Raw genomic sequence first — 23,721 nt, forward strand, 5'->3', positions numbered from 1 at the left:
GGCCTACGGGGACAACTCCCCATCTGTCGGAGAGGAGGCGCGACGCGCCGTCGTCCAGTGCCCCGGCCGGTCGAGGGTGGCCGGGAGGAGCGCCGCGTCGTCACCTTGGGCTGCGTTGAGCTGCATCTGCGTGAGGAACAGGGCGGCCGAGAGGTCGGCTCCGTCGAGGCGTGCGCCGCGGAGATCGGCACCGAGCAGGTCGACGCCCGCCAGGTCCGCTCTGCGGAGGTCCGCGCCGATGAGGATCGCCCCGCGCAGATCGGATCCGCACAGTCGACGAGCGCGCAGATCGCGACCGGCCAGGTCTGCTGCGGGGTGGAGGTCGTCGTCCGGCTCGGCGTCGGCCCCGGCCAGATAGCCCCCGCGCACCTCCTCGCTGACGTCGATCAGCAGGTGCCGGATGTCAGCGCGGAGGGATTCGACGTCGCACGCCAGGATCTCGGAGGTGCCACCGTCGAGGATCCGCTGGATCCCGGTGCGGAGCCGGCCGATGTGCACCGCCAGGTCTGACGCGGCCGTCCGCTCGGCGGCTTCGGCGAGGTACCAGCGCATCTCCTGCAGCTGGCGCACGACGGAGAACGTGGCGAACATCTCGGCGCTCGTGTCGGGGCGTTCCCGCCAGCTCGTGCCGCCGAAGAGCTCCTGCGACACGAGTTGGCCTGCGCCGAAGCAGTCGAAGACGGTGCACCCGCGGAATCCTCGTGGGCGCAGGGACTCGTGGATGGTGCAGGAGAAGTCGTCCGCCAGATTGAGGCAGGGCGTTCCCGCTGGTTTGTCGATCGGGAAGTCGGTCGATCGTTGGAACCCGAAGGCGGTGCAGCAGAGCGCGAAGCAGTCAGCGCAGTTCGCGCGAAGCGCCGAGCGGTCGTCGGCGGGGGTGGAGGAAGCGTCGATGGACGTCATGCGTGGGTGTTCTTTCCGGAGTGGTTTCGAGTGGGGGCCGGGGTGCAGGGGAACTCCGCAGGGAGCTCCCGTTCCGGGCGCACGAAATCACCGCCCCTCGTGGGAGGAGCGAACGGGTGTCGCTGAAAGGCCTCTGGGTCACAGAGCGGAAGAACGGTTCACTGCGCTCAGGCTACCCCGCCCGATTGTGCACGTGCCAGGCTGCGACGCAGTCCTGCATCGGGAGGCCGACGGCGAGGTAGACGGTGCGGTCGTGCGCGGACCGGACGGTACGCTCGCCTCGGAGCGCCCGGCTGATCGGTGTGGTCGATCGCTGCAGGATTGGCTCGACGAGTGCGGGGTCGTCGGCGTAGCGGGTCGCACCCGCCAGGGTCTCCTCGGGAAGCTCGCGTTTGCCGGGTTCGTCCATGCCGAGCACCGTGATGTGCTCGCAGGCCGCGAGCGCCGCGGCTTCGGCGACCGGCCGGCGTCCCCAGGTCGCAGTCATCGCCGAGGTCGCCGTCGTCAACGCCTGCTCGACCGTCGCCGCGACCGTCGAGCCCTCGCCCAACTCGGCCCGCAGTGACTCGGCTCGGGCGGCGTCCGGGTCGTGGATCCGGAACCCGACGGCGGGCCGTCGACGCCGCAGGGCTCGTGCGAAGGTCGCCCCTTGGACGCCGGCTCCGATGATCGCCACGGGTCCCGGTGTCGCGGCTGCGGTCAGGTGGTCGTGTACGTAGGCGGCACTGAGTGCGGTTCGTTGTGCCGTGAGCCAGCCACTGTCCATGATCGACAACAGGGCGCCGTCGGGCAGGCCGTGGAGCAGGATGGTCCCGTGCACGGCCTCCCGTGCGGTCGGGTTCTTCGCATGGACCTTCACCGTGTAGGCCGGGATGCCCTCGTGGCGACCGGGCACGAGGACCATGGCCGTGAGGTCGTCGTTGATCGGGACGCGGATGCGTTGCGGCGCACCCTCGCCCGTGTACGAGCGGAGCGCTGCGCCGAGTTCTTCGGTGAGCCGCTCGACGTCCACGGCGGCGCGGACCTGTTCCCGGTCCAGGACCTGCGGTGATGTCATACGTCCACTCCAGCACAGCCACGGGGGCCGGTCCAATCCCGTGGGTTCGTGGTGATGTGGTACCGGCCCGGGGCTGACGTGTCGGCGGTGTCTTCTAGCGTGTCTCCGTGAAGATCCTCCTGCTCTCCCGTCAACCGGGTGCCATGGTGCCCTTCCTCGCCGACTTGGTCGATGCGGCGGGTCGTCGGCTGCGACTCGGGTACATCGACGACGCACAGGTGGCGTTCGCCGAGGCTCCCTTCGTCCGCGCCGAGCGTGAATCGGTTGAGGCCCTCGGCCATGAGGTCGTCCGGGTCACCGTCCGCGAGACCGCGCCTGCCGACCTCGACCGCACGCTGGCGGACCTGGACGCGGTCTACGTCGCAAGCGGAAGCACCTTCGCCCTGCTCGAGGCAGTACGGAGCTCCGGGAACGACGCGGTGATCACCAGGCACGTGCAGGCGGGCCTGCCGTACATCGGTTCCAGCGCCGGATCGATCATCGCCGGACCGGACGTCACCCCCGCCTCGCTCCTGGACGACCCTGCAGACGGCCCGACACTCACCGGCTTCGCCGGGCTCGCGCTGGTCGACCGAACGGTGATCCCGCACGCCGACGGCCAGTTGCCGCCGTACCCGCCGGAGCTCATCAGCCAGACGCTGGAGCAGTACGCCGACGACTACCCGCTGGTCCCGCTCCGCGATGATCAGGCGCTGCTGATCGACGGCGCAATGGCGACGGTGATCCCGTCGAGTCCGTGAGCGCGGTGGCCGGTTGTCGGCCTGGCAACCCGAGTAAGCGGGCCGCATGCGTCCACTGGTGCTCTCGGGTGCTCCTGCGGTCGGGAGGTCGACCTGCGGAAGGCGCCTTGCCGAACGCGGTGACCGAGCGGCCTTCATCGATGCCGACCTGATTCGGCAGTCGATCGCGGCGATCCGCGACGTGTGGTCGGCGTCCGGCTGATGCCGCCGGGTTCAGTCCCGGAGGAGCTGGTTCAGCGCGGCCCAGCCGAGCGTGGGTGGTGATGCGGGAGCCGCATCGGGCGTCTCGAGCATCGCCGTCGCCCACTGCTGCGCGAGGCTGTAGGCGGCCTCGGCGATCGACGAACCCGCGCTGATGCGACTCGCGCCGGCGCCCGCGAGCCCGCTGATCGACAGCGTTCCCGGACCTAAGGCGACGTTGAGTGGCAGCGTCGTCGCGTCGGCGAGCCGCTCGATCGTGTCTGCTCGGAGGGCACCGAGCACGAAGATTCCGCTCGCACCGGCTCGTTCATACGCTTCAGCGCGCGTCACCGTCTCCTCGAACCAACGGTCGCCTCCGACGTCGCCGATTCGATGGGTGTCGATCCGGACGTTGATGAAGAGCGGGATCCCGGCGTCGTCGGCGGCAGACCGTGCTGCGGCGATCCGATACTCCTGGTCGTCGATCGGGCGCAGCGAGTCCTCGAGGTTCACGCCGGAGGCACCCGCGTCGAGGCAGGCGGCGATGGTGCTGGCGACCTCGTCCGGTGTCGCTCCATAACCACCCTCGATGTCCGCAGTGAGCGGGACGGACACCGACGACGCGATTCGCCGCACGGCATCGATGGCGGCGTCGCGGGTCAGTTCGTTCCCGTCGCGGTACCCGAGCGACCAGGCGACGCCGGCACTCGTCGTCGCGATCGCGCGGGCGCCGGACGCCAGGACGGCGCGGGCCGAGGCGACGTCCCAAGCGTTCGGAAGGATCAGCGGGTCTCCGGGGACGTGCATCGCCTGCAGGGCGAGCGCGTGGTCGAGCGGTGTGGTCATCAGGTAAGTCCAGCACAGCTCGCCTGGCCGTTCGACCGCGTGGGTGGCTGAGGCCAGCGGGTCAGCGTGTGGAAGGGGTGAGGGCCGAGCTCAAGCGCGACATCGGAATCGCGCCGGGGAACGGCTCACGTTTCGGCTCCCAGTCCGGTTCGGCGAGACGCCGCTCGGCGACGTTCTTCGTCTGCCCGTCCCAGATCCTCGTGAGGACGTTGCCGGTGCGTCGGCTCAGCATCGTGATGATCAGGTTGAGCGGCGAGATCGGGACGGGCATCTCGACGTCGAGCAGGATGCAGAGCCGACCCGAGTACAGGAACCCCGGATCGTGGTTCACGAACCACCCGCCCCCGCCGATCCGCAGGTAGGTCTCGCCGATGTATCGCGTGGCGCCATCGTTGAAATCGGTGTCCTGCTCCTGCGCGAAGGCATGGCGGTCCGGCCAACGGTCGAGGATGAGCTGCTCGAGGGAGACGAGCGAGTCCCGCGTGTAGTCGGTGACGACCTCGCGCGGTGTGAGGAAGTCCTCGAATCGCGCGAGGCGCGGGTGCATGATCTCCAACCATTCGATCAGGAGCTTGTCCTGCTCCGGTGCGGGCGATTGCTCGGCGGTCTCGGTGCGTCCGTCGTCGTTCATCCCTCGAACGTACGCGGTGCGCGACGGCCGGGGAAGGGGGAGGCGTCTCTGGGAACTCGTCCGCGACGCACCGCGATACGGTTGGGCATGTCCCGGATCTTCGTGGTGTTCGGCTACGTGTACGCGGCGATCGCCGTCGTCACCGCGGTCCTGATCGCGGCAGCGACCTGGTTCCTCGTGAAGGTGGACGCGTATCCCGGCGACAGCGCGCTGTGTCAGGACGCTCCAGTAGGTGCTCTGGTCGCGGAGAACCCGGCGCCGGCGTTGGAACTCTCCTGGTTCCCGTTCGGGTACCAGTGCGTGTACCCGATGGTCGGAGGCGGCACGGTCGCGACGCCTCCGACGGACTGGTCGGCGACCCAGGGACTGGCTGTGGCGATTGCCTTCCTGGTGACGGGGCTGGTCGCGGTGATCGTTGCCCGGTCGATTCAGTGCCGGGGCGTTCGACCCGTCGGCATGGCACCCTGCCCGTATGGTTGACCCGTCCGCAGATGCGCGGTCGTCGTCCCCTAGGAGGTAGCCGTGCGTGTCTTCGGTGTCTTTGCCCTCGTGCTCGCCGCCGTCGGCCTCGTGGTCGCCTCGCTGGTCGTGATCGGCAACCCGGATCTGGCCGCACCCGGTCCGCAACTCCTGCCGTACCAGGCGTACGACTCCTGGCGCTTCGCCCTCGGCCTCCTGCTGTGGGGCGCGGGTGTCTGGCTCGCGGTCGGCATCCTCGCGGTGTCGCGTCAGCCGGGGCTCGCCTGGCTCGTGCTGCTGGCGTTCATCCCGCTGCTCGTGGTCGACCTGATCGGCGGCGGCCTGATGCCGAGCTTCGTCCTCGCACTTCTCGCGGTCGTCGTCCTCGGGCTCGTCGTCCCGGTGATCGTCGGGGTCGTCGGCGTCGCGATCGGCGGGGCTGTCCGCCGTCGCCGGAAGATCGCTGCAACTGCCTGACGACAGCGCTCCACAGGATCACTGGGCCGGAGCATGCTGCGAACAGCTCCCCACGAGACGGGCCCGGTTCAGGCCGTCTGGAACGCTCTATCCGGGGGTGCGGATTGTGTTCACTGAACGAGGTGGCGTCGCGAGAGCCGCTCGGCAGCGCAGCGCAGCGCTGAGCGCATGGCAGGTCGGTGTCGTATTCACCGGAGTGGGATGTCTGATCGGCTCGATTGTCGGACGCCTGTTCCCGCCATTCATCGTCGACGATGGGTTCTGGCGAACCGTCTTGTCCGGGCCGCCGATGGCCGGTGGAATCGCTGGTGTCCTCGCCGTCGTCGCCGCCTGGATCGCGTTCCTCGCGGCAGATCGTCAGGCTCGTGTGACTCGAAAGGCTGCCGAACGCGAGCAGTGGTGGCACCGAGCGGAATGGGCGCTGACGCTGGCACGGTCGGATCATCGGGTGGACAGGCTGATCGGCATTCGAGCACTCGAGCCGCTCCGTACGGAAGCGACCGCAACCGAGTACGAGATGATCCTCGCCGTCACCCACGCCGTCTCGGGAGGGGCCGTGGACACCGGGGAGGGAGCGATGGACAATAGGAGTTCCGTCAGAAGGAGGTTCCCGTGGCAGAAGACGATCGCATGAAGAGCGTTCTTTCCGAGCGGATCGCTGCAGGGAAGGCCGACCCGATCAGCGATGAAGAGCGAGCCCTTGTTGCTGAGATGGAAGCGGATTTCCAGCGGAGATTCGGACGGCCTTCTCGGAGCGTCCTCCGCTCGTCCTCCAAGACGGCCTGAACCGTCCGGCCGGCGCTTCCGCTACCGCGCACCCTCGAAGGTCTGGGTGCCGAGGACGGCGAGCAGCTTGAGCTTGCCTGCGGCCTCGGTGTGCGGTGCGGCCGTGAGGACGAGGAGTGCCTGCGACTGGTCCTCGGTGAACAAGGCCTGACAGTCCAGCTCGATGGGGCCGATCTCGGGGTGGATGAGCACCTTGTGGTCCTCGAAGCGCCGACCGACCTCGTGCGTCGCCCACAGCCGCCGAAACTCCTCACTGTGCCCGGAGAGCGCCTCGACGATCTCGCCCGCAGGCGACTGCGCCCCCAGCGAGCCGTAGGCCGCACGGAGCGACGCGACCTGCGCTCGGCTCTGCCGGTCCCGGTCCTCGGCCGGGTATCGCTCGCGTTCCTCCGGGTGCAGGAACCAGCGGTAGATGGCGCTGCGTTCCAGGCCCCGGTACCGGCTCGCATCACCGAACAGCGCCCGGGCAGGGTCGTTCTGCACGAGCGTCTCGCCGAGTGCTGAGAGGATGAGCGCGGGGGCGTCGGTGAGCCGGTCGAGGACGCGCAGGAGTGCCGGTGCGACGTAGTCGGTCGCTGCGAGGCGGGTCGGTGCGTTGTGTCCGGCGATCCGGTACAGGTAGTCGCGTTCCTCGGCACTCAGCCGGAGCGCCCGCGCGAGTGAACCCAGCATCTGCGTGCTCGGCTGCGGACCCCGCTGCTGCTCGAGCCGTGCGTAGTAGTCGGTCGACATCGCCGCGAGCTGTGCAACCTCCTCGCGTCGGAGCCCGGCCGTCCGTCGCCGAGATCCGCTGCTCAGGCCGACGTCCGCGGGCTGCAACGTCGATCGGTGTCGGAGGAGGAAGTCGGCGAGCGCTGGGCGATCCATCCCGCCAGTATCCGCCTCCGCAGCCAGGCGATCCAGGGATCGCGGATCCATGGATGGCCGGACCCTGGTGCGGCCGTCGTCACCGACGGAGACTCGACGCATGCAGATCACCGGAAACACCGTCTTCATCCCCGGCGCGACGAGCGGCATCGGCCTCGCTCTCGCACGACGCCTCCACGCAGCCGGCAACACCGTCATCGTCGGCGGGCGACGCACCGAACTCCTCGAGTCGATCGCAGCCGACGAGCCCGGCCTCCACACCGTGCGGATCGACACGGCCGATCCCGCGAGCATCGAAGCCACGGCGAAGCAGGTCGTCGCGGAGCACCCGGAGCTGAACGTGCTCATCACGATGGCCGGCGTCATGCGCGGGGAGGACTGGACCGGTTCCGACTTCGTCGCGACCGCCGAGGAGATCATCACGACGAACGTCCTGGGGCCCATCCGGCTCATCGGTGCGTTCATCGAGCAGCTCCGCAGCCGTCCGGACGCCACCATCATGACCGTCTCCTCGGGCCTCGCCTTCACGCCGCTGCGGGTGACGCCGTCCTACAACGCGAGCAAGGCCGCGATCCACATGCTGAGTGAGTCGATCCGCCTCCAGCTGGCGGACACCAGCGTCCGGGTCGTCGAGCTCGTGCCGCCGGCCGTCCGGACCGCGCTCATGCCCGGCCAGGAGGAGAGCGACTTCGCGATGCCCCTCGATGCCTTCGCCGACGAGGTCATGGGCCTCATCGAGACACAGCCGGACGCCACGGAGATCCAGGTCGAGAACGTCAAGTTCCTGCGCTACGCCGAGGTGCGCGGCGAGTACGACCACACGGTCGCGATGCTCAACCGCCTCGATCCGCACTAGGCGGACTCATCTGCCCGGATCTGCACGAGATCAGGCTGATTCCGTGCAGATCCGGGCGACTCAGCGAGCCGCTGCCTCCAGATCCAGGACGACGTCATCGAGGCCGGCACCGCTCACCGTCACCGTGATGGCACCGGAACCGCTCGGCCGGACGATCGCCAGCGCCCGTCCATCGAAGGTGGTGCGCGTGGTCGCGTCGAAGCGCTCGGTCGTCTTCGGGGTGCCGGTTCCGAAGCCCGCGAGCCGACCCGCGCCCACGATGCTGACGGAGACCTGGCGGTCGGCGCCGGTCACCAGGACGCCTGCCGCGTCGCGCAGCTCGATCGCGATGAAGGCGAGATCGGTGTCGTCCGCGCGGAGCGTCGTCCGGTCGGCGGTCGCCACGAGCCTGGTCGGGCCGGTGGCGGAGACGAGCGCAGTGCGGCCGACCTCCGCGCCCGAGCGGAACGCGACCGCCTCGAGCGTGCCCGGCCGGTAGACGGTCTCGAACTCGGCGAGCTTCGGCCGGCGCCCGCCCACCGGCCCGCGGGCCACCTCGACGCCGTCGAGCAGTAGGGCCACCTCGTCGGCGTCGGCTGCGACCTCGACCGTCACCGGCGCGCCCTCGAAACCGGGCCACGTCCACGAGTCGACCGAGTCGCTCCACGCCCACGGCGACTGCATCGTGATCGTGTGGCCGTGGTGTTCCGGTCGGAGGACCGCGATGGCAGGCGTCGACCGCAGGCCGAAGACGATCTCCCGGTAGTACGACACCGGCCGCCGCCAGCCGGTGATGTCGAAGTCGCCGCACCACGCGGTGAGGTAGGGGAACTCGCGCTCGAGCGCACCGTTCGCCTCGGGGTCCTCAGCGTAGGAGGTCGCACCGATGCCGACCTCGCCGAGGTAGTCCCAGCCGGTCCAGGTGAAGTCGCCGATCACGTTCGGGTTCGCCTCGACGAGCGGCCAGAGGTCGCCGATCCGGGTCGGGAAGGTCTCCGAGCCGACGATCACGCGGTGCGGGAACCGCTCGGCATCGCTCGCGTAGCGGCCGTCCGCGTAGTTGAGGCCGAGGACGTCGAGGGCTGCACTGGACTCCTCGGTGCGCGTCGTGACGGCGTCGGAGGAACCGATGAGGCTCATCAGGTTCGCGCCCGCTTCGCCCATCAGCTCGTTCAATCCCTGGTCCGAGGCCATGATGTCGTCCAGCTCGTCGAGCACGGCCAGGGTCGCGTTCACGCCGTTCGTGACGAGCCGGGTGGGGTCCAACGCCCGCACGTGTTCGGCGAGTTCCCGCGCCTGGATCGCGCCGTGCGGGGTGCCGACCTCGACGATCTCGTTGCCGATCGAGTACATGATCACGCTCGGATGGTTCATGTCCTTCGCCACCATCGACTCCAGATCGGCCCGCCACCACTGCGCGAAGTCGAGGGAGTAGTCGTTGTCCGTCTTGCCCCGGCTCCACATGTCGAAGGCCTCGTCCATGACGAGCATGCCGATGCGGTCGCAGGCGTCGAGCATGGCGGGCGACGCCGGATTGTGGGCCGCGCGGATCGCGTTGAAGCCGGCGTCCTTGAGGAGCTGGACACGCCGTTCCTCGGCGCGCGCGATCGATGCTGCACCGAGCGGGCCGTTGTCGCTGTGGATGCACGCCCCGCGCAGGAGCACCGGCTCGCCGTTGATGCGGAGCCCTTTGCGCGGGTCGACAGTGACCGTGCGGATGCCGTGGACCGTGTGGACGACGGCCGCTTCGTCGGCGGGCCGGCCGTCGACCTCGAGCGAGGTCCGCGCCGAGTACAGCGCGGGCGAGTCGACGCTCCACAGGGCCGGGTCCGGCACGTACAACCGCTGGCGGATGAGCGCGGTGCCGCCTGGCGCGACGGTGACCGGCGTGCGGTCGCCCTCGACCACGCTCCCATCAGGGCCGGCGAGTTCCGTCGCGAGGACGCGCGCACTCCTCGTGAGTCCCCGGTTGACGATGGTCGTCGCCACTTCGAGCACCGCCTGGTCGTCCTCGATCCGGATCGTCGTGATGCGGACACCGTCGGGCTCGATGTGCGTGGGTTCGTCGACGTGGAGGAGGACCGGTCGGTGCAGGCCGGCTCCCGCGTACCAGCGGGAGTCCTGCCCTGCACGGGTCTCGATGCGCAGCGTGTTCGTCTCGCCGAAGCGGAGGAACGGGGTGAGCTCGACGAAGAAGCGCGCGAAGCCGTCGGCACGATTGCCGGCGAACTCGTCGTTGAGATACACCATCGCGTGTCGGAACGCCCCCTGGACCTCGAGTCGGACGATGCGACCGGACCACTCGGCGGGGACCTCGAAGGTCTTCACCTGGCTGAAGGCGCCGGCGGGGAAGTAGGCGGCCCCGCCCTTCGCGGGCGCGTCCGGCGAGCGCTCGGCGTCGCGCAGGGCGTCGTGTGGGAGGGTCACAGCCAGCGAGTCGTCCGCGCCGCCTTGGACAGCGGCGAAGGGGCCTCGGGGCGCGCGGACGATCCAGTCGCCAGTGAACGGGATGGTGGTCATGACATGCTCCAGTGCAGATCGGGATGACGAAAGTCTTTCGGCATGACGTGCCTTGACCTCGAAGGTAGGCGGGGCAGACGAGCGTCGTCAACGCGTCGAATCGAAACTGTTTCGCTAGACTGGGCGCGACCGACGACCGCCCGCTGCGGGACGAGGGAGGGGCTCCATGGCACGAACACCGATGACGGGCCCGACGCTGGCGTCGATCGCAGAACGCGCCGGTGTCTCGATCGCGACCGTCTCGAAGGTGATCAACGGTCGGTCGGGCATGTCCGAGGCGACCCGTGCCAGGGTCGAGGCGGCCGTGCGCGAGCTCGGGTACCGCCCGACACCCCGGTCGATCCCCGGTGGTCCACGAAGCATCCACGTCGTGTTCGACACCCTGCACAGCGTCTACTCCCTCCGTGTCCTCGACGGCATGGTGGCAGCGGCACAGCGGTCGGACATCGACCTCGTGACGCGGGTGCTGTCGCCCGGTTCCGGTTTCGGTGCCACGGATGCGACCGGAGACGAGGTGGCGCTCGACCGCGCGTTCGTCGACGGTGTCGCGGCGCGAGGCGCGATCGGCATGATCGTCGTCACGACGCCTGTCGCCGCCGACGTCGTCGACGCCTGCCTCGACGCGGGGATCGCGCTCGTAGCTGTCGACTCTCCCGATCCGCTCGATCGCTCGGTCGCGAGTATCGGTTCGAGCCACGCCGCCGGCGGGCAGCAGGCGGTCGAGCACCTGCTCGGTCTCGGCCATCGGCGGATCGCCTTCGTCGGAGGGAACCCGGCGAATCCAGGCCTGCGGGCGCGCGCCGTCGGGTACCGCGAAGCACTTCGCGGGGCCGGCGTCCCGCTCGATCCTGACCTCGTCTCCGAGGAGGGGATGGGGACCGCCGGGGACGCCGTCGCGCGCATGCTGGCCCGCTCGGATGCGCCGACCGCCGTGTTCGCGACCAACGACGCCGACGCCTTCGCGGTCGTGCGCACCGTCCTGCGGGCCGGCCTCCGGGTGCCGGACGACGTGAGCGTCGTCGGCTACGACGACACCTACTCGGCGATGCCGACCGTCCCGCGCCTCACCACGGTCCACACGTCCATGCACGACATCGGACGCGCAGCGGTCGACACCCTGCTCCGCCTGCATGCCGGGGAGAAACCGTTCTCCCACCACCTCGAGCTCGCGACCACGCTCATCGAACGCGAGTCGACGGGGCCGCACCCGCCAGTCGGCGCCTGATCAGGGGAACCTCCGCAGGTCGCCGAGGGTGAACCGACCGACGGGGAGCGCGGCACGGATCCGGGACTCGTCGAAGCGGCGTGACGGACGGAGGTCCGCAGGGAGTTCCGGTGCGGGTGGAGCGGACTCACTCACGCCCTCGGCCAGCATCTGCGCCTGCGCCTTCGCCACCAACGGCGTCTTCATGAGGCGTTCCGTCACGCGCGCGAGCAGGCGGATCGTCCAGACGGGGACCGGGATGTACAGCGGGCGGCGTCCGGCCGCGTGCGCGATCCGGCGCACAGCCGCACCCAGCTCGAGTTCCTCGGCACCCATGATCGCCACGGTCGGTTCCGACACCCGGCCCTCGAGCGCTGCGATGAGCACGTCGACGGCGTCCGCGACCGGCACCGGACGCACGAGACGCTCGCGGTAGCCGACGGTCGCGAACACCGGGAAGGTGCGGACGGCCTTCGTGACGTGATCGACCATGTGGTCGCCGGCGCCGTAGATCATGCCGAACTTGAGGACGGTGTGCGCGATGCCCGAGCCCCGCACGATCTCCTCGGCCGCCCACTTCGTCTCGTGGTACCCGGAACCGCAGTCGGGTCGCGCGCGGAGGAAGCTCACGAGCACGATGCGACCGACGCCGGCGCGGTCGGCCGCGTCCACGACCGCCCGGGTGCCGTCGACGTGCACGCGCTGGAAGGTCTGGTCACCGAGCTCTCGGTTGATCCCGGCGCAGTGCGCGACCGCGTCGCAATCGGCGAACGCGGCGGCCAACGCTTCGACGTCGTCGATCTCCACGCCGGTGCGCCGGGAGACGACGACGATCTCGTGCCCGTCGTGCTGCAGCCGCTCGGCGAGGTGCCGTCCGACGAACCCGGTCCCACCGGTGATGGCCACTCGCATGCCGTCTCCTTCGCTTGTTAGCAATATAGCGAAACTGTATATCGCAATTGTGCTAGATTGCAAACATGGCAGATACAGCGTCGGACATCTTCGCCGCGCTCGCTCACCCGACGCGGCGGCAGATCCTGCAGGACCTCAAGGACGGCGAGCTCGCCGCGGGGGAGATCGCCGCACGCTTCGACGCCACCGGGCCGACCATCTCGCGGCACCTGAGCGTCCTGCGCCAGGCCGGCCTCGTCTCCGAGCGCCGCGACGCGAACCGCATCCTCTACTCGCTCGTCGGTGAGCGCCTCGCGCTGTCGGTGGGCGACTTCCTGTCCACGGTGTGTCCGGAGCAGATGGTCCTGCGCGAGGTCCGCAAGCGCCGGACCGCGTAGCTCGGTCTCGATCCGGCGCTGAGTCGCCCGAAGGTGTTCGATTCCGCCGTGATCTCGAGCCGTTTCGGGCGACTCAGCGCAGCCCGCGCGTGACGCTGCGGACGATCGTCTGCGTGGCGGCCTGCCCGGCGCGGGTCGGCAGCAGTGCCCAGACGTGGAACTGTCCGGTGCCCTCGAGGTAGTCGACCGTGACGCCGGCCGCTTCGGCTCGTTCGACGAGCGACTCGGCGTCGGGGTTGAGGACGTCGCGGGTCCCGCTCAAGACCGTGAGTGGCCCGAGCCCGGCGAGGTCGCCGAAGAGTGGGCTCACGGCTGGATCGGTGATGTCCAGATCGCCGCGCCAGTGTTCCGCGAACACGCGTCCGCCGGGCGTTGCCAGCCAGGGGTCACTCGGCTGCACGAGGGGGATCCGCGGGTTGCTCCAGGTGAGGTCGAGCGCCGGTGACAGCAGGGTGGTCATCGGCAGGACGACGCCCTCGTCCTTGAGTCGGAGCGCAGCCGACAGGGCGATCTGACCGCCGGCCGAGTCGCCCGCGAGGACGGTCGGCCCGTGCCGCTCGATGCTCCGCCGGACCAGCTCGACGACGCCGTTCTGCGCCACGGCCGCGGTGCCGTAGGGCACGAGCGGGTAGATCGGGAGTGTGACCACGGCGCCGGTCTCCGCGGCGATGGTGGCGGCCAACGTCCAGTGCTGCGGTGCGATCTCGCCGACCCAGCCGCCGCCGTGCGCGTACACGACCCCGCCGGTCGCCGGACGTCGTGTGGGGGACACGGTGTACACCGGCCAGTCTCCGAAACGTTCGACGTCGACCCGGACGTCGCTGCGGAGGGTGCTGGGCGGACCGTAGGACGACGGCCGGAGGGTGCGCTCCCGGATCCGGCGACGCGCGCCGGCCTCACTCACGAAGGCGCGGTTCGCGCGGATGAGTCGGAGCGCGGGGCCGACGACGACGCCTGGGATGGTGAGCACGGTGCCTCCGCGGTTGACGGGTTCCTGGGGCTCGCCACGCTAGCAGCGCAGGCTGGGCAGGAGTCTCCGTCAAGCTGGCGCTGACGCGCTCCACCGGCGTTCGTCGTGGGAGACTGGCAGACGGCGTCGACGTACCGATCGCGCCGCAGTAGCCCGTCCCGAAGGAACCGCATGTCCGAGCTGAACCCCGTCGTCATCGAGCGAGTCGGCTGGGACGACGAGCGGGCCGTGCGGCTCCGCGCCGCGATGGACGAGGAGATGGACGCACGGTACGCGTCGGCCTGGGAGGACTGGGACCCCGAGGCCGCCGAGCGGGCACAGACCGCGTTCAGCGTCGACCCTGCCGACATCAGCGCGACCCTCCTGGCCCTCATCGACGGCGAGCCGGTCGGTCACGCCGCCCTGCGCCGACTGCACGGCGAATGGGAGCTCAAGCGCGTCGTCACCCTCCCGAGCCACCGCGGCCGGGGCGTCTCGAAGCGCCTGATCACCGCCGTCGAGGACACCGCCCGTGCCGAGGGGGCGTCCCGCCTCATCCTGCAGACCGGCGACCGCCAGCCCGAGGCCGTGCGGCTCTACGAGTGGCTCGGCTACGAACCCATCCCGATCTACTCGCCGTACGAGGTCATCCCGATGTCGCTCTGCTACGCCCGCCCGCTCCGCTGACGCTCGGCGGCGCGGCTGTCATCGCTAGTGAGCAGCTTTCGCGGGCTGGTTCCGTGAACGCAGGCGCGAGATCCCGGTCACGATCGCGACGACGATCAGGCCGAGGACGAGTCCGAACACGGCGGACATCGCGGTGTCGGCGATCCAGACGACGACCGGTCCGGCGGCCTCGATCGCGTGGGTGACGACGTGCAGGAGGTCGTACGGGCCGTGCCAGAACGTCTCGGCGAGGTTCGCGATCACGAGGTGGCCGCCGACCCAGAGCATCGCGACCGTGCCGACGACGCTGATGACGCGGAAGACCGCGGGCATCGACGCGACGATCCGTGCACCGGTGCGCCGCACGCCACGTGACGGGTTCTTCATGAGCCGCAGTCCGATGTCGTCGATCTTCACGAGCAGGGCGACCGCGCCGTAGACGACCGCGGTCATGACGAGGCCGATGACCAGGAGGGCGCCCAGCGTCATCCAGATGCCGAGCCCCGAGTCGAGGCTGGCGAGGGAGATGAGCATGATCTCCGTGCTGAGGATGAGGTCGGTGCGGACGGCCCCGGAGACGAGCTTCTTCTCGTCGCGGACGTCCTCCTCCGCCTCCGCGTGGTGCATGCCGAACCACTCCATGACCTTCTCCGCGCCCTCGAAGCAGAGGTAGGTGCCTCCGATGATGAGGAGGAACGGCAGCACCCACGGTGCGAACGCGGTGAGCAGCAGGGCGATCGGGATGATGATGACGAACTTGTTGATGAGGCTGCCGCGGGCGATCCGCCACACGACCGGCAGTTCCCGCGCGGGGGTGAGCCCCTGCACGTACTGCGGGGTGACGGCCGCATCGTCGATGACGACGCCGGCGGTCTTCGCACTCGCCTTGAGGGCTGCGCTGAGGATGTCATCGACAACGGCGAGCAGGCCGACCGACATGTGCTTCTCCTTGGTTCGGGGGTCGCGCCGCCGCGGGCTCGGCGGGGACGGAGTCCACAGTAGTGCGGATCGGGGAGCGTTCGGGCGGGCTGGATCCCCGCGCTCGAGCGTGCATCACAGGTGTCCGCGCACGCGAACCGTTCACGGGGTAGGGACCGCTCCCTTCCGCTCGGATCGTGCCCCGGTACTGTTGGCACTCACGACAGATTGGGGATTTCGAATGGTCGAGACCACACCGCGCCGCTCACGGTCGGCCGTGCTCGCGCTGACCTTGACGATCGGAACGCTCGTCGCGGCGGCGATCATCGGCGGATACTTCATCATCGTCGGCGATCAGGCCGACATCGCCGGGCGGGTCTGGCTCACGTTGCTGCTGCTCGCGGCCTTCGTCGGTGCCGTGTCGCTCGACGCCGCAGCCGGCCACGGACCCAACAAGTGGTACCTCGCGGTGTCGACGTTGGTGAACATCTTCCTCGTCACCGTCGGCCTCCTGAAGCTGTGGAACGGGTGGCTCCAGCCGCCGAACACCTCCGACGGGTTCGTCTGGTCCACGCAGATCATGCTGTTCCTCGGCATCCTCATCATCGTGCGGCTGGCGCTCATCATCATCCAGGTGTACTTCCTCCACTTCGTCACCCGCGCCACGTCCACGGTGGTCAGGGCCACCGGCATCGTGACGATCGCGCTCATCATCGCCACGGTCCTCGTGCTCGTGTTGCCCATGGCGTTCCCCGAGGGCACCTGGGCGGACTGGTGGTGGCGCATCGCCGCGGCCACGACGCTCGCTGCGGCGATCTCCGCCGTGATCCCCGTGATCGTCCGGGCGTTCTCGCCGAAGCCGGAGGGCGAGCGGGTGACCTACGGGCAGCAGCCGTACCGTCCTGAGGTGTACCAGCAGGCCGCGCCTGGCTACCCGGTTCAGGGTTACCCGGGTCAGCAGGGATACCAGGGCCAGCAGGGATACCAGGGCCAGCAGGGATACCAGGGCCAGCAGGGCTACCCGGGACAGCAGCCACAGCAGCCACAGCAGCCGTACCAGGGGCAGCAGCAACCGTATGGCGGCCAGCCGGGCCCCGGCCAGTATGGGCAGCCGTACCCCGGCCAGGGCTACCAGGGGCAGCCGGCCCCGCAGCAACCGGGTCCGCAGTGGCCTACGCCGTCCTGGCAGGGCTCCGCGCCTGGGCAGCCGACACCTCCGCAGTCCGCGCCTGGGCAGCAGTGGGGGCCGCCCCAGCCGCAGGTTCCCTCAGCGCCGGTCCCGCCCGCGTCTCCGCAGCAGGACCAGCAGCGTCCGCAGGAGTCTCGCGCTCCGCAGCAGCCGCCCGAGCCGACGGAGCCGCCGAAGCCGCAGAGCCCGCCGCCCGCCGAGTAGGCGAACCGACCACGAGCCGGCGGGAAGCCCACCGCTTCCAGCCGGCTCCGTCGTCGGTCGCACTCGTAGCCGGGCTCCGCTTGCGCACAACTGCGTAGCCAGGTCGGGGACGTCCTCGCCCAGCGGCGGATGTGGCGATGCGCTCGCTCCGTGAGTATGGAATCGGCGCGGCGCGACCGCCCGCCGCCGACTCCACACGACGGGTGACGATGCGCAAGCTCCTGAAGGTTCCACTGATCTCGATCGCCACGATCGCCGGCCTCGTCGCCGCGGGCCTCGCGACGACGAGCATCGTGAACGCCGTGGCGAGTGCATCAGAAGCGGACGAGCTGCAGCCCTACGGACAGCTGGTCGACGTCGACGGCAAGGACATGAACGTCGTCATCAGTGGTTCCGGCGCCGAGACGATCGTCCTGCTGCCCGGGCAGGGCACTGCGGCACCCGGCCTCGACTTCGAGCCGCTCGTCGATGAGCTCCGCGATCAGTACCGGGTGGTGGTGGTCGAGCCGTTCGGCTACGGCCTCAGTGATCAGACCGACGCTCCGCGAACCTCGGCCAACATCGCCGACGAGGTGCACGCCGCCCTGCAGCACCTCGGCATCGACCGGTACGTCCTCGCCGGACACTCGATCGCCGGCATCACCGCCCTCGAGTATCTGGAGCGCTACCGTGACGAGGTCTCCGCGTTCATCGGGATCGACACGAGCGTCCCGACCCAGCCGGGGAGCGACGAGCCGACGCCGACGGACGGGGTCGAGGCGTTGCAGGCACTCGGCATCCTCCGTCTCCTCGCCGCCATCGCGCCCGATCCGTACGAGGGCCTCCCGTACGACGCCGCCACGAAGCGCCAACTCGCGATCCTGACGAACCGCAATGCGATGTCGCCGACGCTGCTCGACGAGATCGCCCACACGCCCGGCAACTTCCAGGCGGCCCGATCCCAAGCGTTCCCGGCCGACCTGCCGATCCTCATGTTCGTCGTCGGCGACGACCCGGAACTCTCCGACTGGGTGCCCCTCCACGAGGAGCAGCTCGCCGGAGTCGACCGGGGTGAACTCGTCCTCCTCGACGGCGGTCACTACCTGCACCACACCGAGTCGACGGTGATGGGCGAGGACATCAAGCGGTTCCTCGCCGACACGCCGGGAGACTGAACCCCCGGCAGATCCGGGCTGGCGTGTCGTCGGATGTCGGGTTAGGCTCACTCTCTATCGAACGTATGTTCGAACGACGGGAGGCCACGCATGTTGATCACGAGCACGGAGATCGCGGTCTGGACGACGCCGGCAGGCGTGCCGGAGCGACTGTTCTGGGACGGAGCCCGGTACCTCGTCACCGACACCCCGACCCCACTCGAGCCGAACGTCTCGTTCGTCACCCATCCGCCCGCGGCGACCCCCGCCTGGCGGTTCCAGGCGACCGCTGCAGACGGCCGGTCCTTCGTCTTCGACATCCGACTCGACGCCGCGCGCGGACGCTGGCAGCTCCTCCGAGCGTACGAATGAACGGGTCAGACCACCGCCCGGGTCGACGTCGCTCCGGCTGTCAGGCGGCCGGCTGCAACCGCACGACGATCGCCTTCGAGACCGGGGTGTTGCTGCGGTCGGCCGTCGAGTCGAGCGGGACGAGGACGTTCGCCTCGGGGAAGTACGCCGCGGCACAGCCACGAGCGGTCGGATAGGAGACCACGCGGAAGCCGCGGAGCTCCCGGTCCGGCTGCCCGGCCCACTCGCTGAAGACGTCCACCGTCTGCCCGTCCTCCAGGCCGAGGTCGCGGAGGTCGTCCGGGTTGACGAAGACGACGTTCCGGCCCTTCTTGATGCCGCGGTACCGGTCGTTCAGACTGTAGATCGTCGTGTTGAACTGGTCGTGCGAGCGCAGGGTCTGCAGGAGCAGCCGACCGGGCGGGCAGTGGATCGGTTCGAGCTCGTTGACCGTCAGCAGGGCGCGACCCTCGGGGTTCGTGAACGTGCGGGAGTCCCGCGGTCCGTTCGGCAGGACGAAGCCGTCCTCACGGCGGATCTGCTCGTTGTACCCCTCGCAGCCCGGCACGACCCGTCCGATGTGTTCGCGGATCGTGTCGTAGTCGTCCTCGAACGCCTGCCAGGCGATGCCCGAGTCCTCGCCGAGCGTCGCACGCGCGAGCCGGGAGATGATGGCGACCTCCGAGAGCAGACCGGGCGCTGCCGGCGGGATGCGGCCGTGCGAGGCGTGGACCGCGCACACCGAGTCCTCGACGCTGACCATCTGCGGTCCGCTCGCCTGCAGGTCGATCTCGGTGCGCCCGAGGGTCGGCAGGATGAGTGCCGCCTCGCCCGTGACCGCGTGCGAGCGGTTGAGCTTCGTGGAGATCTGCACGGACAGCTGCGTGCCGCGGATCGCGGCCTCGGCGGCGGCGGTGTCGGAGATCGCCGCGACGAAGTTGCCACCGAGCGAGATCCAGGTGCGGACCTCGCCCCGCTGCATCGCCCGGATCGCGTTCACCGCGTCGACCCCGTGCTCCCGCGGCATCGGGACCGCGAACTCGCGCTCCATGGCAGCGAGGAAGGATTCGGGCATCTGCTCCCAGATACCCATCGTCCGGTCGCCCTGCACGTTGCTGTGCCCGCGGATCGGCGACGCACCGGCGCCCGGCTTGCCGATGTTCCCGCGGAGGAGGAGCAGGTTGATGATCTCCTTGATCCCGTTGACCGCCGCCTTGTGCTGGGTCAGACCCATCGCCCAGGTGACGATCGTCGCGTTCGACGCGATGTAGCGGTCGGCGAGTTCGTCGATCTGCTCGCTCGTGAGGCCGGTCGCCTCGAGCACCGCCGCCTCATCGAGGTCGGCCAGGTGGGCCGTCAGCTCCTCGAGTCCGAGGCAGTGCTCGGCGAGGAACGCGTGGTCGAGGATCGTCCCCGGAGCTGCCGCCTCGGCGTCCAGGACCCGCTTCGAGACCGCCTGCAGGAGCGCCATGTCGCCGCCGAGCCGGATCTGCAGGAACTGGTCGGAGATGACCGTGCCGCGCCCGACCATGCCGCGGACCGTCTGCGGGTTCTTGTACCGCTCGAGCGCCGCCTCGGGGAGCGGGTTCACCGAGACGATCGTCGCGCCCGCCTGCTTCGCGTCCTCGAGCGCCGTGAGCATGCGCGGATGGTTCGTGCCCGGGTTCTGGCCCATGACGATGATGAGGTCGGCCTGTTCGAAGTCCTCGTACCGGATGGTCGACTTGCCGACCCCGATGACCTCGCCGAGCGCCGTGCCGGTGGACTCGTGGCACATGTTCGAACAGTCGGGGAGGTTGTTGGTCCCGAAGGCGCGCACGAAGAGCTGATAGACGAAGGCCGCCTCGTTCGACGCGCGGCCACTCGTGTAGAACACGGCTTCGTCGGGGGACTCCTGCCCGCGCAGTTGCTCACCGACGATCGCGAACGCCTCGTCCCAGCTCACCGGCCGGTAGTGGTCCGAACCGGCCGGCTTGTAGACGGGCTCCGACAGTCGGCCCTGCATGCCGAGCCAGTACTCCGACTTGTCGGCGAGGTCGGTGAGCGAGTGTTCGGCCCAGAAGGCGCTCGGGATGACGACCGGCGTCGCCTCCCAGATGACCGCCTTGGCGCCGTTCTCGCAGAACTCGAGCTTCTTGCGGTCGTCCGGGTCGGGCCAGGCGCAGCTCATGCAGTCGAAGCCGCCGCGCTGGTTGATCGACGTGAAGAGCTCTGCCGTGCGCTTCGGCCCGAGCTGCCGGAGGGCCGGCTCCATCGAGTGCAGGATGCCGGGCAGGCCGACGGCGACGTGCTTCGGGTGGGTGACCTCGATGTCGGCGTCCGTGACGTCCTCGACGGGCGGTTCGGCGCTCATGCGTTCGCTCCGGTCTGGAGCGCGGCCGGTGCCGAGCCTTCGGCCGGATCGCTGAGCCGGTGTGCTCCGCTGTAGACGACCATCGAGTCGCCACGGAGGAAGCCGACGAGCGTCATCCCGAGCTCGGTGGCCAGTTCGGCGGCGAGCGACGACGGAGCGGAGACGGCGGCGAGCATCGGGATGCCGGCCATCGAGGCCTTCTGCGTGAGCTCGAAACTCGCGCGCCCCGACACCATCAGGACCATGGAGCGGAGCGGGAGCAACCCCTCCTTCGCCGCCCATCCGACGACCTTGTCGACGGCGTTGTGTCGGCCGACGTCCTCGCGGAGCACGAGCATCTCACCGGTGCGGGCGTCGAACAGGCCGGCCGCGTGCAGACCGCCGGTGCGTTCGAAGACCGCCTGCTGTGCCCGGAGGCGGTCGGGGAAGGTCACGAGGAGCGCCGGGTCGAGGCGGAAGTCGTCGTCCGCGACGGAGTAGCGCGAGCTCGTCCGGACGGCGTCGATGCTCGCCTTGCCGCAGAGGCCGCACGAGCTGGTGGTGAAGAAGTTCCGTTCCAGGCTCGGGTCCGGGGCTGGGACGCCGGGGGACAGGGCGACGTCGAGCACGTTGTACGTGTTGACGCCCTCGTCCGTCGCGCCGGCGCAGTAGCGCGCGGTCCGGACGTCGTCACCCCGACCGATGACGCCCTCCGAGACGAGGAAGCCGATCGCGAGGTCGACGTCGTGGCCGGGCGTCCGCATCGTGATGGCGAGCGAACGACCACCGACGCGGATCTCGAGCGGCTCCTCGACGGCGAGGACGTCCTCGCGGGTGCGTGCGGGCTGTCCCACCGTGATGCGGGTGACGCGTCTGCGCGCCGTGATGCGAGTCATGGCTCATGGCTATCACCACCATCGGACGAGGGCAAGGTGCCTCACCGGATCCGCAGCCGCCGGTGCGGTCCGAGCGCGGCCTAGGCTGGTGCCATGTCCGTCGACGCGATCATCCTCGCGGGAGGGCGGTCCTCCCGCCTCGGCGGCGTCGCGAAGGCGTCGTTGCTCCGCGACGGCCGGACGCTCCTCCAGCTCGCGATCGATGCTGCGCGGATGGCCGGCGGACGCATCGTCGTGGTCGGTCCCGCGCTGGAGACGACCGCTCCGGTCCGCTTCGTCCGGGAGCACCCCGCCTTCGGTGGCCCCGCTGCGGCCGTCGCCGCGGGACTGGAGGCCCCGCATGATGACGTCGCGGCCGAGGGGCTCGCGCAGGTCGCCGTCCTCGCCTGCGACATGCCGGATGCCGCTCCGGCGCTCGCCGCGGTCCTCGACGCCGCCACAGTCGACGCCGATACAGCCGACGCCGACATCGACGGCTGGGTCGCGGTGGACGACTCCGGCCGTGAGCAGCCGCTGCTCGCGGTCTACCGCCGGGAGTCCCTCGAACGGCGGGTCGCCGCACTCCGGGCAACCCAACCGAGCGGTGACCTCGCGGGTGTCTCCGTCCGCCAGCTGCTCGCCGGACTCGTCCTCCGCCAGGTGCCCATTCCCGACGGCGGCTCGGCCGACGTCGACACCTGGGCGGACGCCACCGAACTCGGGGTCGTCACTGCCGTCGAGTCGACGGCGCCGACCGCGTCCACCACGCCGACCGCCGACCCTGAGGAGCGCCTCCGATGACCGATGACCTGCATGCCGTCCTCGCCGACTGGACCGAACGAGTGTCCGCCGAGCTGGAGCTCGGCGACGTCGCGGTCGACATCGACGCCGTCCTCGGACTCGCGGGCACGGCCGCGCACGCCGTGCGGCGTCCGGCCGCCCCGCTCACGACCTACCTCGTCGGCATCGCCGTCGGGAAGGCGCTCGCGAGTGGCGCGGATCCGGTCGCCGCGGCCGAGGCTGCGACCGCGGCCGTCGAACGGCTGGTCGCCTCGGACACGACCGCATGACGAGGTCCTCCTGGTCGGACGCGCGCAGCATCGCGCACGCGACGGGTGCCGCGCGGCGGTCCGACGTCGTCGACACCCTGGCGCTCACCGAGGCCCTCGGACACGTCCTCGCGTCGCCGCTCGTCTCGCCCATCGCGATCCCGCACTATGCCTCCTCGGCGATGGACGGCTGGGCGGTGGCCGGGAGTGGCCCCTGGACCCTGCTGACCGGCAGCGACGCCGAGCGAGTGCGGACGGTCGGGCTCGCGGACGGTGTCGCGGTCGACGTGCTGACCGGAGGGCTGATCCCGGCGGGCGCCGAGGCGGTCCTCCAGCTCGAGCACGGCGTGGTCGAGCACGGCTCGGGATCAGCTCGTCTCCATCTCGCACCGTCCGCACCAGGCGGGGAGCCGCGGCCGGGGCGGCACATCCGGCCCGCCGGAACCGAGTCACCCGCGGGGGCGACCGTCCTCGACGCCGGCACGCGTCTGGGGCCCGTGCACCTCGCGGTCGCCGCCGGGGCCGGCTTCGACCGCGTGTCCGTCGTGCCGACACCGCGGGTCCGGCTGGTCCTCACGGGTGACGAGGTCGTCACGAGCGGCGTCCCCGGCCCGGGGTTCGTCCGCGACAGCTTCGGTCCATCGCTCCCGGGAGTGATCGGCTCGCTCGGTGGCGTCGTCACGTCCAGTGTCCGTGTCGGCGACGATGCGCCCATCACGGCCGACGCCCTCGGGCTGACGAACGGGGCCGGCGTCACCACCCGCCACCAGCGGGACCTCGTCGTGACCACGGGTGGCACGGGCGACTCCCGCGCCGATCATGTCCGAGCGCTGCTCCGCGACGCCGGAGCGGACTTCCTCGTGGACGGCGTCGACGTCCGCCCGGGTGGGCCCGCGCTGCTCGCCCGCCTCCCCGACGGCCGACTGTTCGTCGGACTCCCCGGCAACCCGCTCGCCGCCCTGCTCAGCGTCCTCACGCTCGTGCATCCCGTGCTCGCGGGCCTGCAGGGACTCGACCTCCCGGCCCTGCGACCCGCCGTGGTCGCCTCGCCCATCGACGGAGTCCGCTCCGGGACGGTGCTGCGTCCCTACCGCTCCACGCTCGATCCCGGCTCAGGTGCTGTCACGGCCGAGCCCACGCCGTGGCACGGGGCAGCCATGCTCCGCGGACTCGCAGTGGCCGACGGCGTGCTCGTGTGCCCGGGCTCCGGCGCGGCCGCGGGCGGCCTGGTACCGAGCCTCGACCTGCCCTGGTGATCGGG

The 23,721-nt window shown here is 70.2% G+C and carries 25 protein-coding genes; 14 read left to right on the forward strand and 11 right to left on the reverse strand.

Translation table 11 applies throughout. The features are described 5' to 3' along the window. Positions 1–3: 3 nt before the first annotated feature. Complete coding sequence (locus QRN19_RS11040) at positions 4–903, reverse strand: pentapeptide repeat-containing protein (RefSeq protein WP_285026952.1); 900 nt, start codon at positions 901–903, stop codon at positions 4–6. A gap of 172 nt (positions 904–1,075) precedes the next feature. Then, positions 1,076–1,960 carry a hypothetical protein gene (locus QRN19_RS11045; protein WP_285026954.1) on the reverse strand — a complete coding sequence of 295 codons (885 nt, stop codon included), beginning with the start codon at positions 1,958–1,960 and terminating at the stop codon, positions 1,076–1,078. A gap of 107 nt (positions 1,961–2,067) precedes the next feature. Here QRN19_RS11045 and QRN19_RS11050 point away from each other — a divergent pair, with 107 nt between their 5' ends. Next, positions 2,068–2,700, forward strand: coding sequence for a Type 1 glutamine amidotransferase-like domain-containing protein (locus QRN19_RS11050; protein ID WP_285026956.1), 633 nt, complete (start codon positions 2,068–2,070; stop codon positions 2,698–2,700). A gap of 213 nt (positions 2,701–2,913) precedes the next feature. On the opposite strand, the gene QRN19_RS11055 is transcribed toward QRN19_RS11050, so the two are convergent. Continuing rightward, positions 2,914–3,726 carry an isocitrate lyase/PEP mutase family protein gene (locus QRN19_RS11055; protein ID WP_285026958.1) on the reverse strand — a complete coding sequence of 271 codons (813 nt, stop codon included), beginning with the start codon at positions 3,724–3,726 and terminating at the stop codon, positions 2,914–2,916. A 61-nt stretch (positions 3,727–3,787) separates the two neighbouring features. After that, positions 3,788–4,357 carry a hypothetical protein gene (locus QRN19_RS11060; protein ID WP_285026960.1) on the reverse strand — a complete coding sequence of 190 codons (570 nt, stop codon included), beginning with the start codon at positions 4,355–4,357 and terminating at the stop codon, positions 3,788–3,790. Positions 4,358–4,444: 87 nt separating this feature from the next. Between QRN19_RS11060 and QRN19_RS11065 the strand changes: the two genes are divergently transcribed. The 3 genes from QRN19_RS11065 to QRN19_RS11075 all read left to right on the forward strand — a co-directional run bounded on the left by QRN19_RS11065 (position 4,445) and on the right by QRN19_RS11075 (position 5,927). Beyond that, positions 4,445–4,837 carry a hypothetical protein gene (locus QRN19_RS11065; protein ID WP_285026962.1) on the forward strand — a complete coding sequence of 131 codons (393 nt, stop codon included), beginning with the start codon at positions 4,445–4,447 and terminating at the stop codon, positions 4,835–4,837. 42 nt (positions 4,838–4,879) lie between these two features. Beyond that, positions 4,880–5,293 carry a hypothetical protein gene (locus QRN19_RS11070; RefSeq protein ID WP_285026964.1) on the forward strand — a complete coding sequence of 138 codons (414 nt, stop codon included), beginning with the start codon at positions 4,880–4,882 and terminating at the stop codon, positions 5,291–5,293. Between the two features lie 106 nt (positions 5,294–5,399). Next, the gene (locus QRN19_RS11075; RefSeq protein WP_285026971.1) at positions 5,400–5,927 is read left to right on the forward strand and encodes a hypothetical protein; all 528 of its coding nucleotides are present in this window, start codon (positions 5,400–5,402) and stop codon (positions 5,925–5,927) included. A 173-nt stretch (positions 5,928–6,100) separates the two neighbouring features. Here QRN19_RS11075 and QRN19_RS11080 read toward each other — a convergent pair whose 3' ends face one another. Beyond that, entirely contained in the window at positions 6,101–6,946 is an 846-nt protein-coding gene (locus QRN19_RS11080; protein WP_285026973.1) for a helix-turn-helix transcriptional regulator, read from the reverse strand. A gap of 100 nt (positions 6,947–7,046) precedes the next feature. On the opposite strand from QRN19_RS11080, the gene QRN19_RS11085 reads away from it, so the two are divergent. Beyond that, positions 7,047–7,802 (forward strand): SDR family oxidoreductase, encoded by a 756-nt coding sequence (locus QRN19_RS11085; RefSeq protein WP_285026975.1) that lies wholly within the window; start codon positions 7,047–7,049, stop codon positions 7,800–7,802. Positions 7,803–7,862: 60 nt separating this feature from the next. Here the strand turns inward: QRN19_RS11085 and QRN19_RS11090 are convergent, their stop codons facing one another. Beyond that, positions 7,863–10,301: a glycoside hydrolase family 2 TIM barrel-domain containing protein gene (locus tag QRN19_RS11090; RefSeq protein WP_285026977.1), complete on the reverse strand. Its 2,439-nt coding sequence runs from the start codon at positions 10,299–10,301 to the stop codon at positions 7,863–7,865. Between the two features lie 166 nt (positions 10,302–10,467). On the opposite strand from QRN19_RS11090, the gene QRN19_RS11095 reads away from it, so the two are divergent. Further along, positions 10,468–11,526: a LacI family DNA-binding transcriptional regulator gene (locus QRN19_RS11095; RefSeq protein ID WP_285026979.1), complete on the forward strand. Its 1,059-nt coding sequence runs from the start codon at positions 10,468–10,470 to the stop codon at positions 11,524–11,526. On the opposite strand, the gene QRN19_RS11100 is transcribed toward QRN19_RS11095, so the two are convergent. After that, positions 11,527–12,417, reverse strand: a complete 891-nt coding sequence (locus tag QRN19_RS11100; RefSeq protein WP_285026981.1) for an NAD-dependent epimerase/dehydratase family protein — start codon at positions 12,415–12,417, stop codon at positions 11,527–11,529. A 65-nt stretch (positions 12,418–12,482) separates the two neighbouring features. Between QRN19_RS11100 and QRN19_RS11105 the strand changes: the two genes are divergently transcribed. After that, entirely contained in the window at positions 12,483–12,794 is a 312-nt protein-coding gene (locus QRN19_RS11105) for a metalloregulator ArsR/SmtB family transcription factor (protein WP_064295846.1), read from the forward strand. Between the two features lie 73 nt (positions 12,795–12,867). On the opposite strand, the gene QRN19_RS11110 is transcribed toward QRN19_RS11105, so the two are convergent. Continuing rightward, on the reverse strand, positions 12,868–13,764 hold the full coding sequence (locus tag QRN19_RS11110) for an alpha/beta hydrolase fold domain-containing protein (RefSeq protein WP_285026984.1): 897 nt from the start codon (positions 13,762–13,764) through the stop codon (positions 12,868–12,870). Between the two features lie 171 nt (positions 13,765–13,935). Between QRN19_RS11110 and QRN19_RS11115 the strand changes: the two genes are divergently transcribed. Continuing rightward, on the forward strand, positions 13,936–14,430 hold the full coding sequence (locus QRN19_RS11115; protein ID WP_285026986.1) for a GNAT family N-acetyltransferase: 495 nt from the start codon (positions 13,936–13,938) through the stop codon (positions 14,428–14,430). Positions 14,431–14,454: 24 nt separating this feature from the next. Here QRN19_RS11115 and QRN19_RS11120 read toward each other — a convergent pair whose 3' ends face one another. Beyond that, entirely contained in the window at positions 14,455–15,348 is an 894-nt protein-coding gene (locus QRN19_RS11120; RefSeq protein ID WP_285026988.1) for a DUF808 domain-containing protein, read from the reverse strand. 220 nt (positions 15,349–15,568) lie between these two features. Between QRN19_RS11120 and QRN19_RS11125 the strand changes: the two genes are divergently transcribed. The 3 genes from QRN19_RS11125 (at position 15,569) to QRN19_RS11135 (ending at position 18,225) form a co-directional block, all read left to right on the forward strand. Beyond that, complete coding sequence (locus tag QRN19_RS11125) at positions 15,569–16,720, forward strand: hypothetical protein (RefSeq protein ID WP_285026990.1); 1,152 nt, start codon at positions 15,569–15,571, stop codon at positions 16,718–16,720. A 209-nt stretch (positions 16,721–16,929) separates the two neighbouring features. Next, positions 16,930–17,874 (forward strand): alpha/beta fold hydrolase, encoded by a 945-nt coding sequence (locus QRN19_RS11130; protein ID WP_285026992.1) that lies wholly within the window; start codon positions 16,930–16,932, stop codon positions 17,872–17,874. A 90-nt stretch (positions 17,875–17,964) separates the two neighbouring features. After that, positions 17,965–18,225, forward strand: coding sequence for a hypothetical protein (locus QRN19_RS11135; RefSeq protein ID WP_064295852.1), 261 nt, complete (start codon positions 17,965–17,967; stop codon positions 18,223–18,225). Positions 18,226–18,265: 40 nt separating this feature from the next. Here the strand turns inward: QRN19_RS11135 and QRN19_RS11140 are convergent, their stop codons facing one another. Beyond that, positions 18,266–20,557, reverse strand: coding sequence for an FdhF/YdeP family oxidoreductase (locus QRN19_RS11140; protein ID WP_285026994.1), 2,292 nt, complete (start codon positions 20,555–20,557; stop codon positions 18,266–18,268). Beyond that, positions 20,554–21,432: a formate dehydrogenase accessory sulfurtransferase FdhD gene (gene fdhD / locus QRN19_RS11145; protein ID WP_285026996.1), complete on the reverse strand. Its 879-nt coding sequence runs from the start codon at positions 21,430–21,432 to the stop codon at positions 20,554–20,556. The genes QRN19_RS11140 and fdhD overlap by 4 nt, the downstream gene beginning before the upstream one ends. Before the next feature lie 93 nt (positions 21,433–21,525). Between fdhD and mobA the strand changes: the two genes are divergently transcribed. The 3 genes from mobA to QRN19_RS11160 are packed head-to-tail and all read left to right on the forward strand — an operon-like array spanning position 21,526 to position 23,716. Continuing rightward, positions 21,526–22,212 carry a molybdenum cofactor guanylyltransferase gene (gene mobA, locus QRN19_RS11150; protein ID WP_285026998.1) on the forward strand — a complete coding sequence of 229 codons (687 nt, stop codon included), beginning with the start codon at positions 21,526–21,528 and terminating at the stop codon, positions 22,210–22,212. Beyond that, complete coding sequence (locus QRN19_RS11155; RefSeq protein WP_064295856.1) at positions 22,209–22,481, forward strand: DUF6457 domain-containing protein; 273 nt, start codon at positions 22,209–22,211, stop codon at positions 22,479–22,481. The genes mobA and QRN19_RS11155 overlap by 4 nt, the downstream gene beginning before the upstream one ends. After that, positions 22,478–23,716 carry a molybdopterin molybdotransferase MoeA gene (locus tag QRN19_RS11160; protein ID WP_285027001.1) on the forward strand — a complete coding sequence of 413 codons (1,239 nt, stop codon included), beginning with the start codon at positions 22,478–22,480 and terminating at the stop codon, positions 23,714–23,716. Before QRN19_RS11155 ends, QRN19_RS11160 begins: the two co-directional genes overlap by 4 nt. Positions 23,717–23,721 lie beyond the last annotated feature (5 nt).

It is taken from the genome of Plantibacter sp. ME-Dv--P-122b, assembly GCF_030209375.1.
GTDB lineage: Bacteria > Actinomycetota > Actinomycetes > Actinomycetales > Microbacteriaceae > Plantibacter.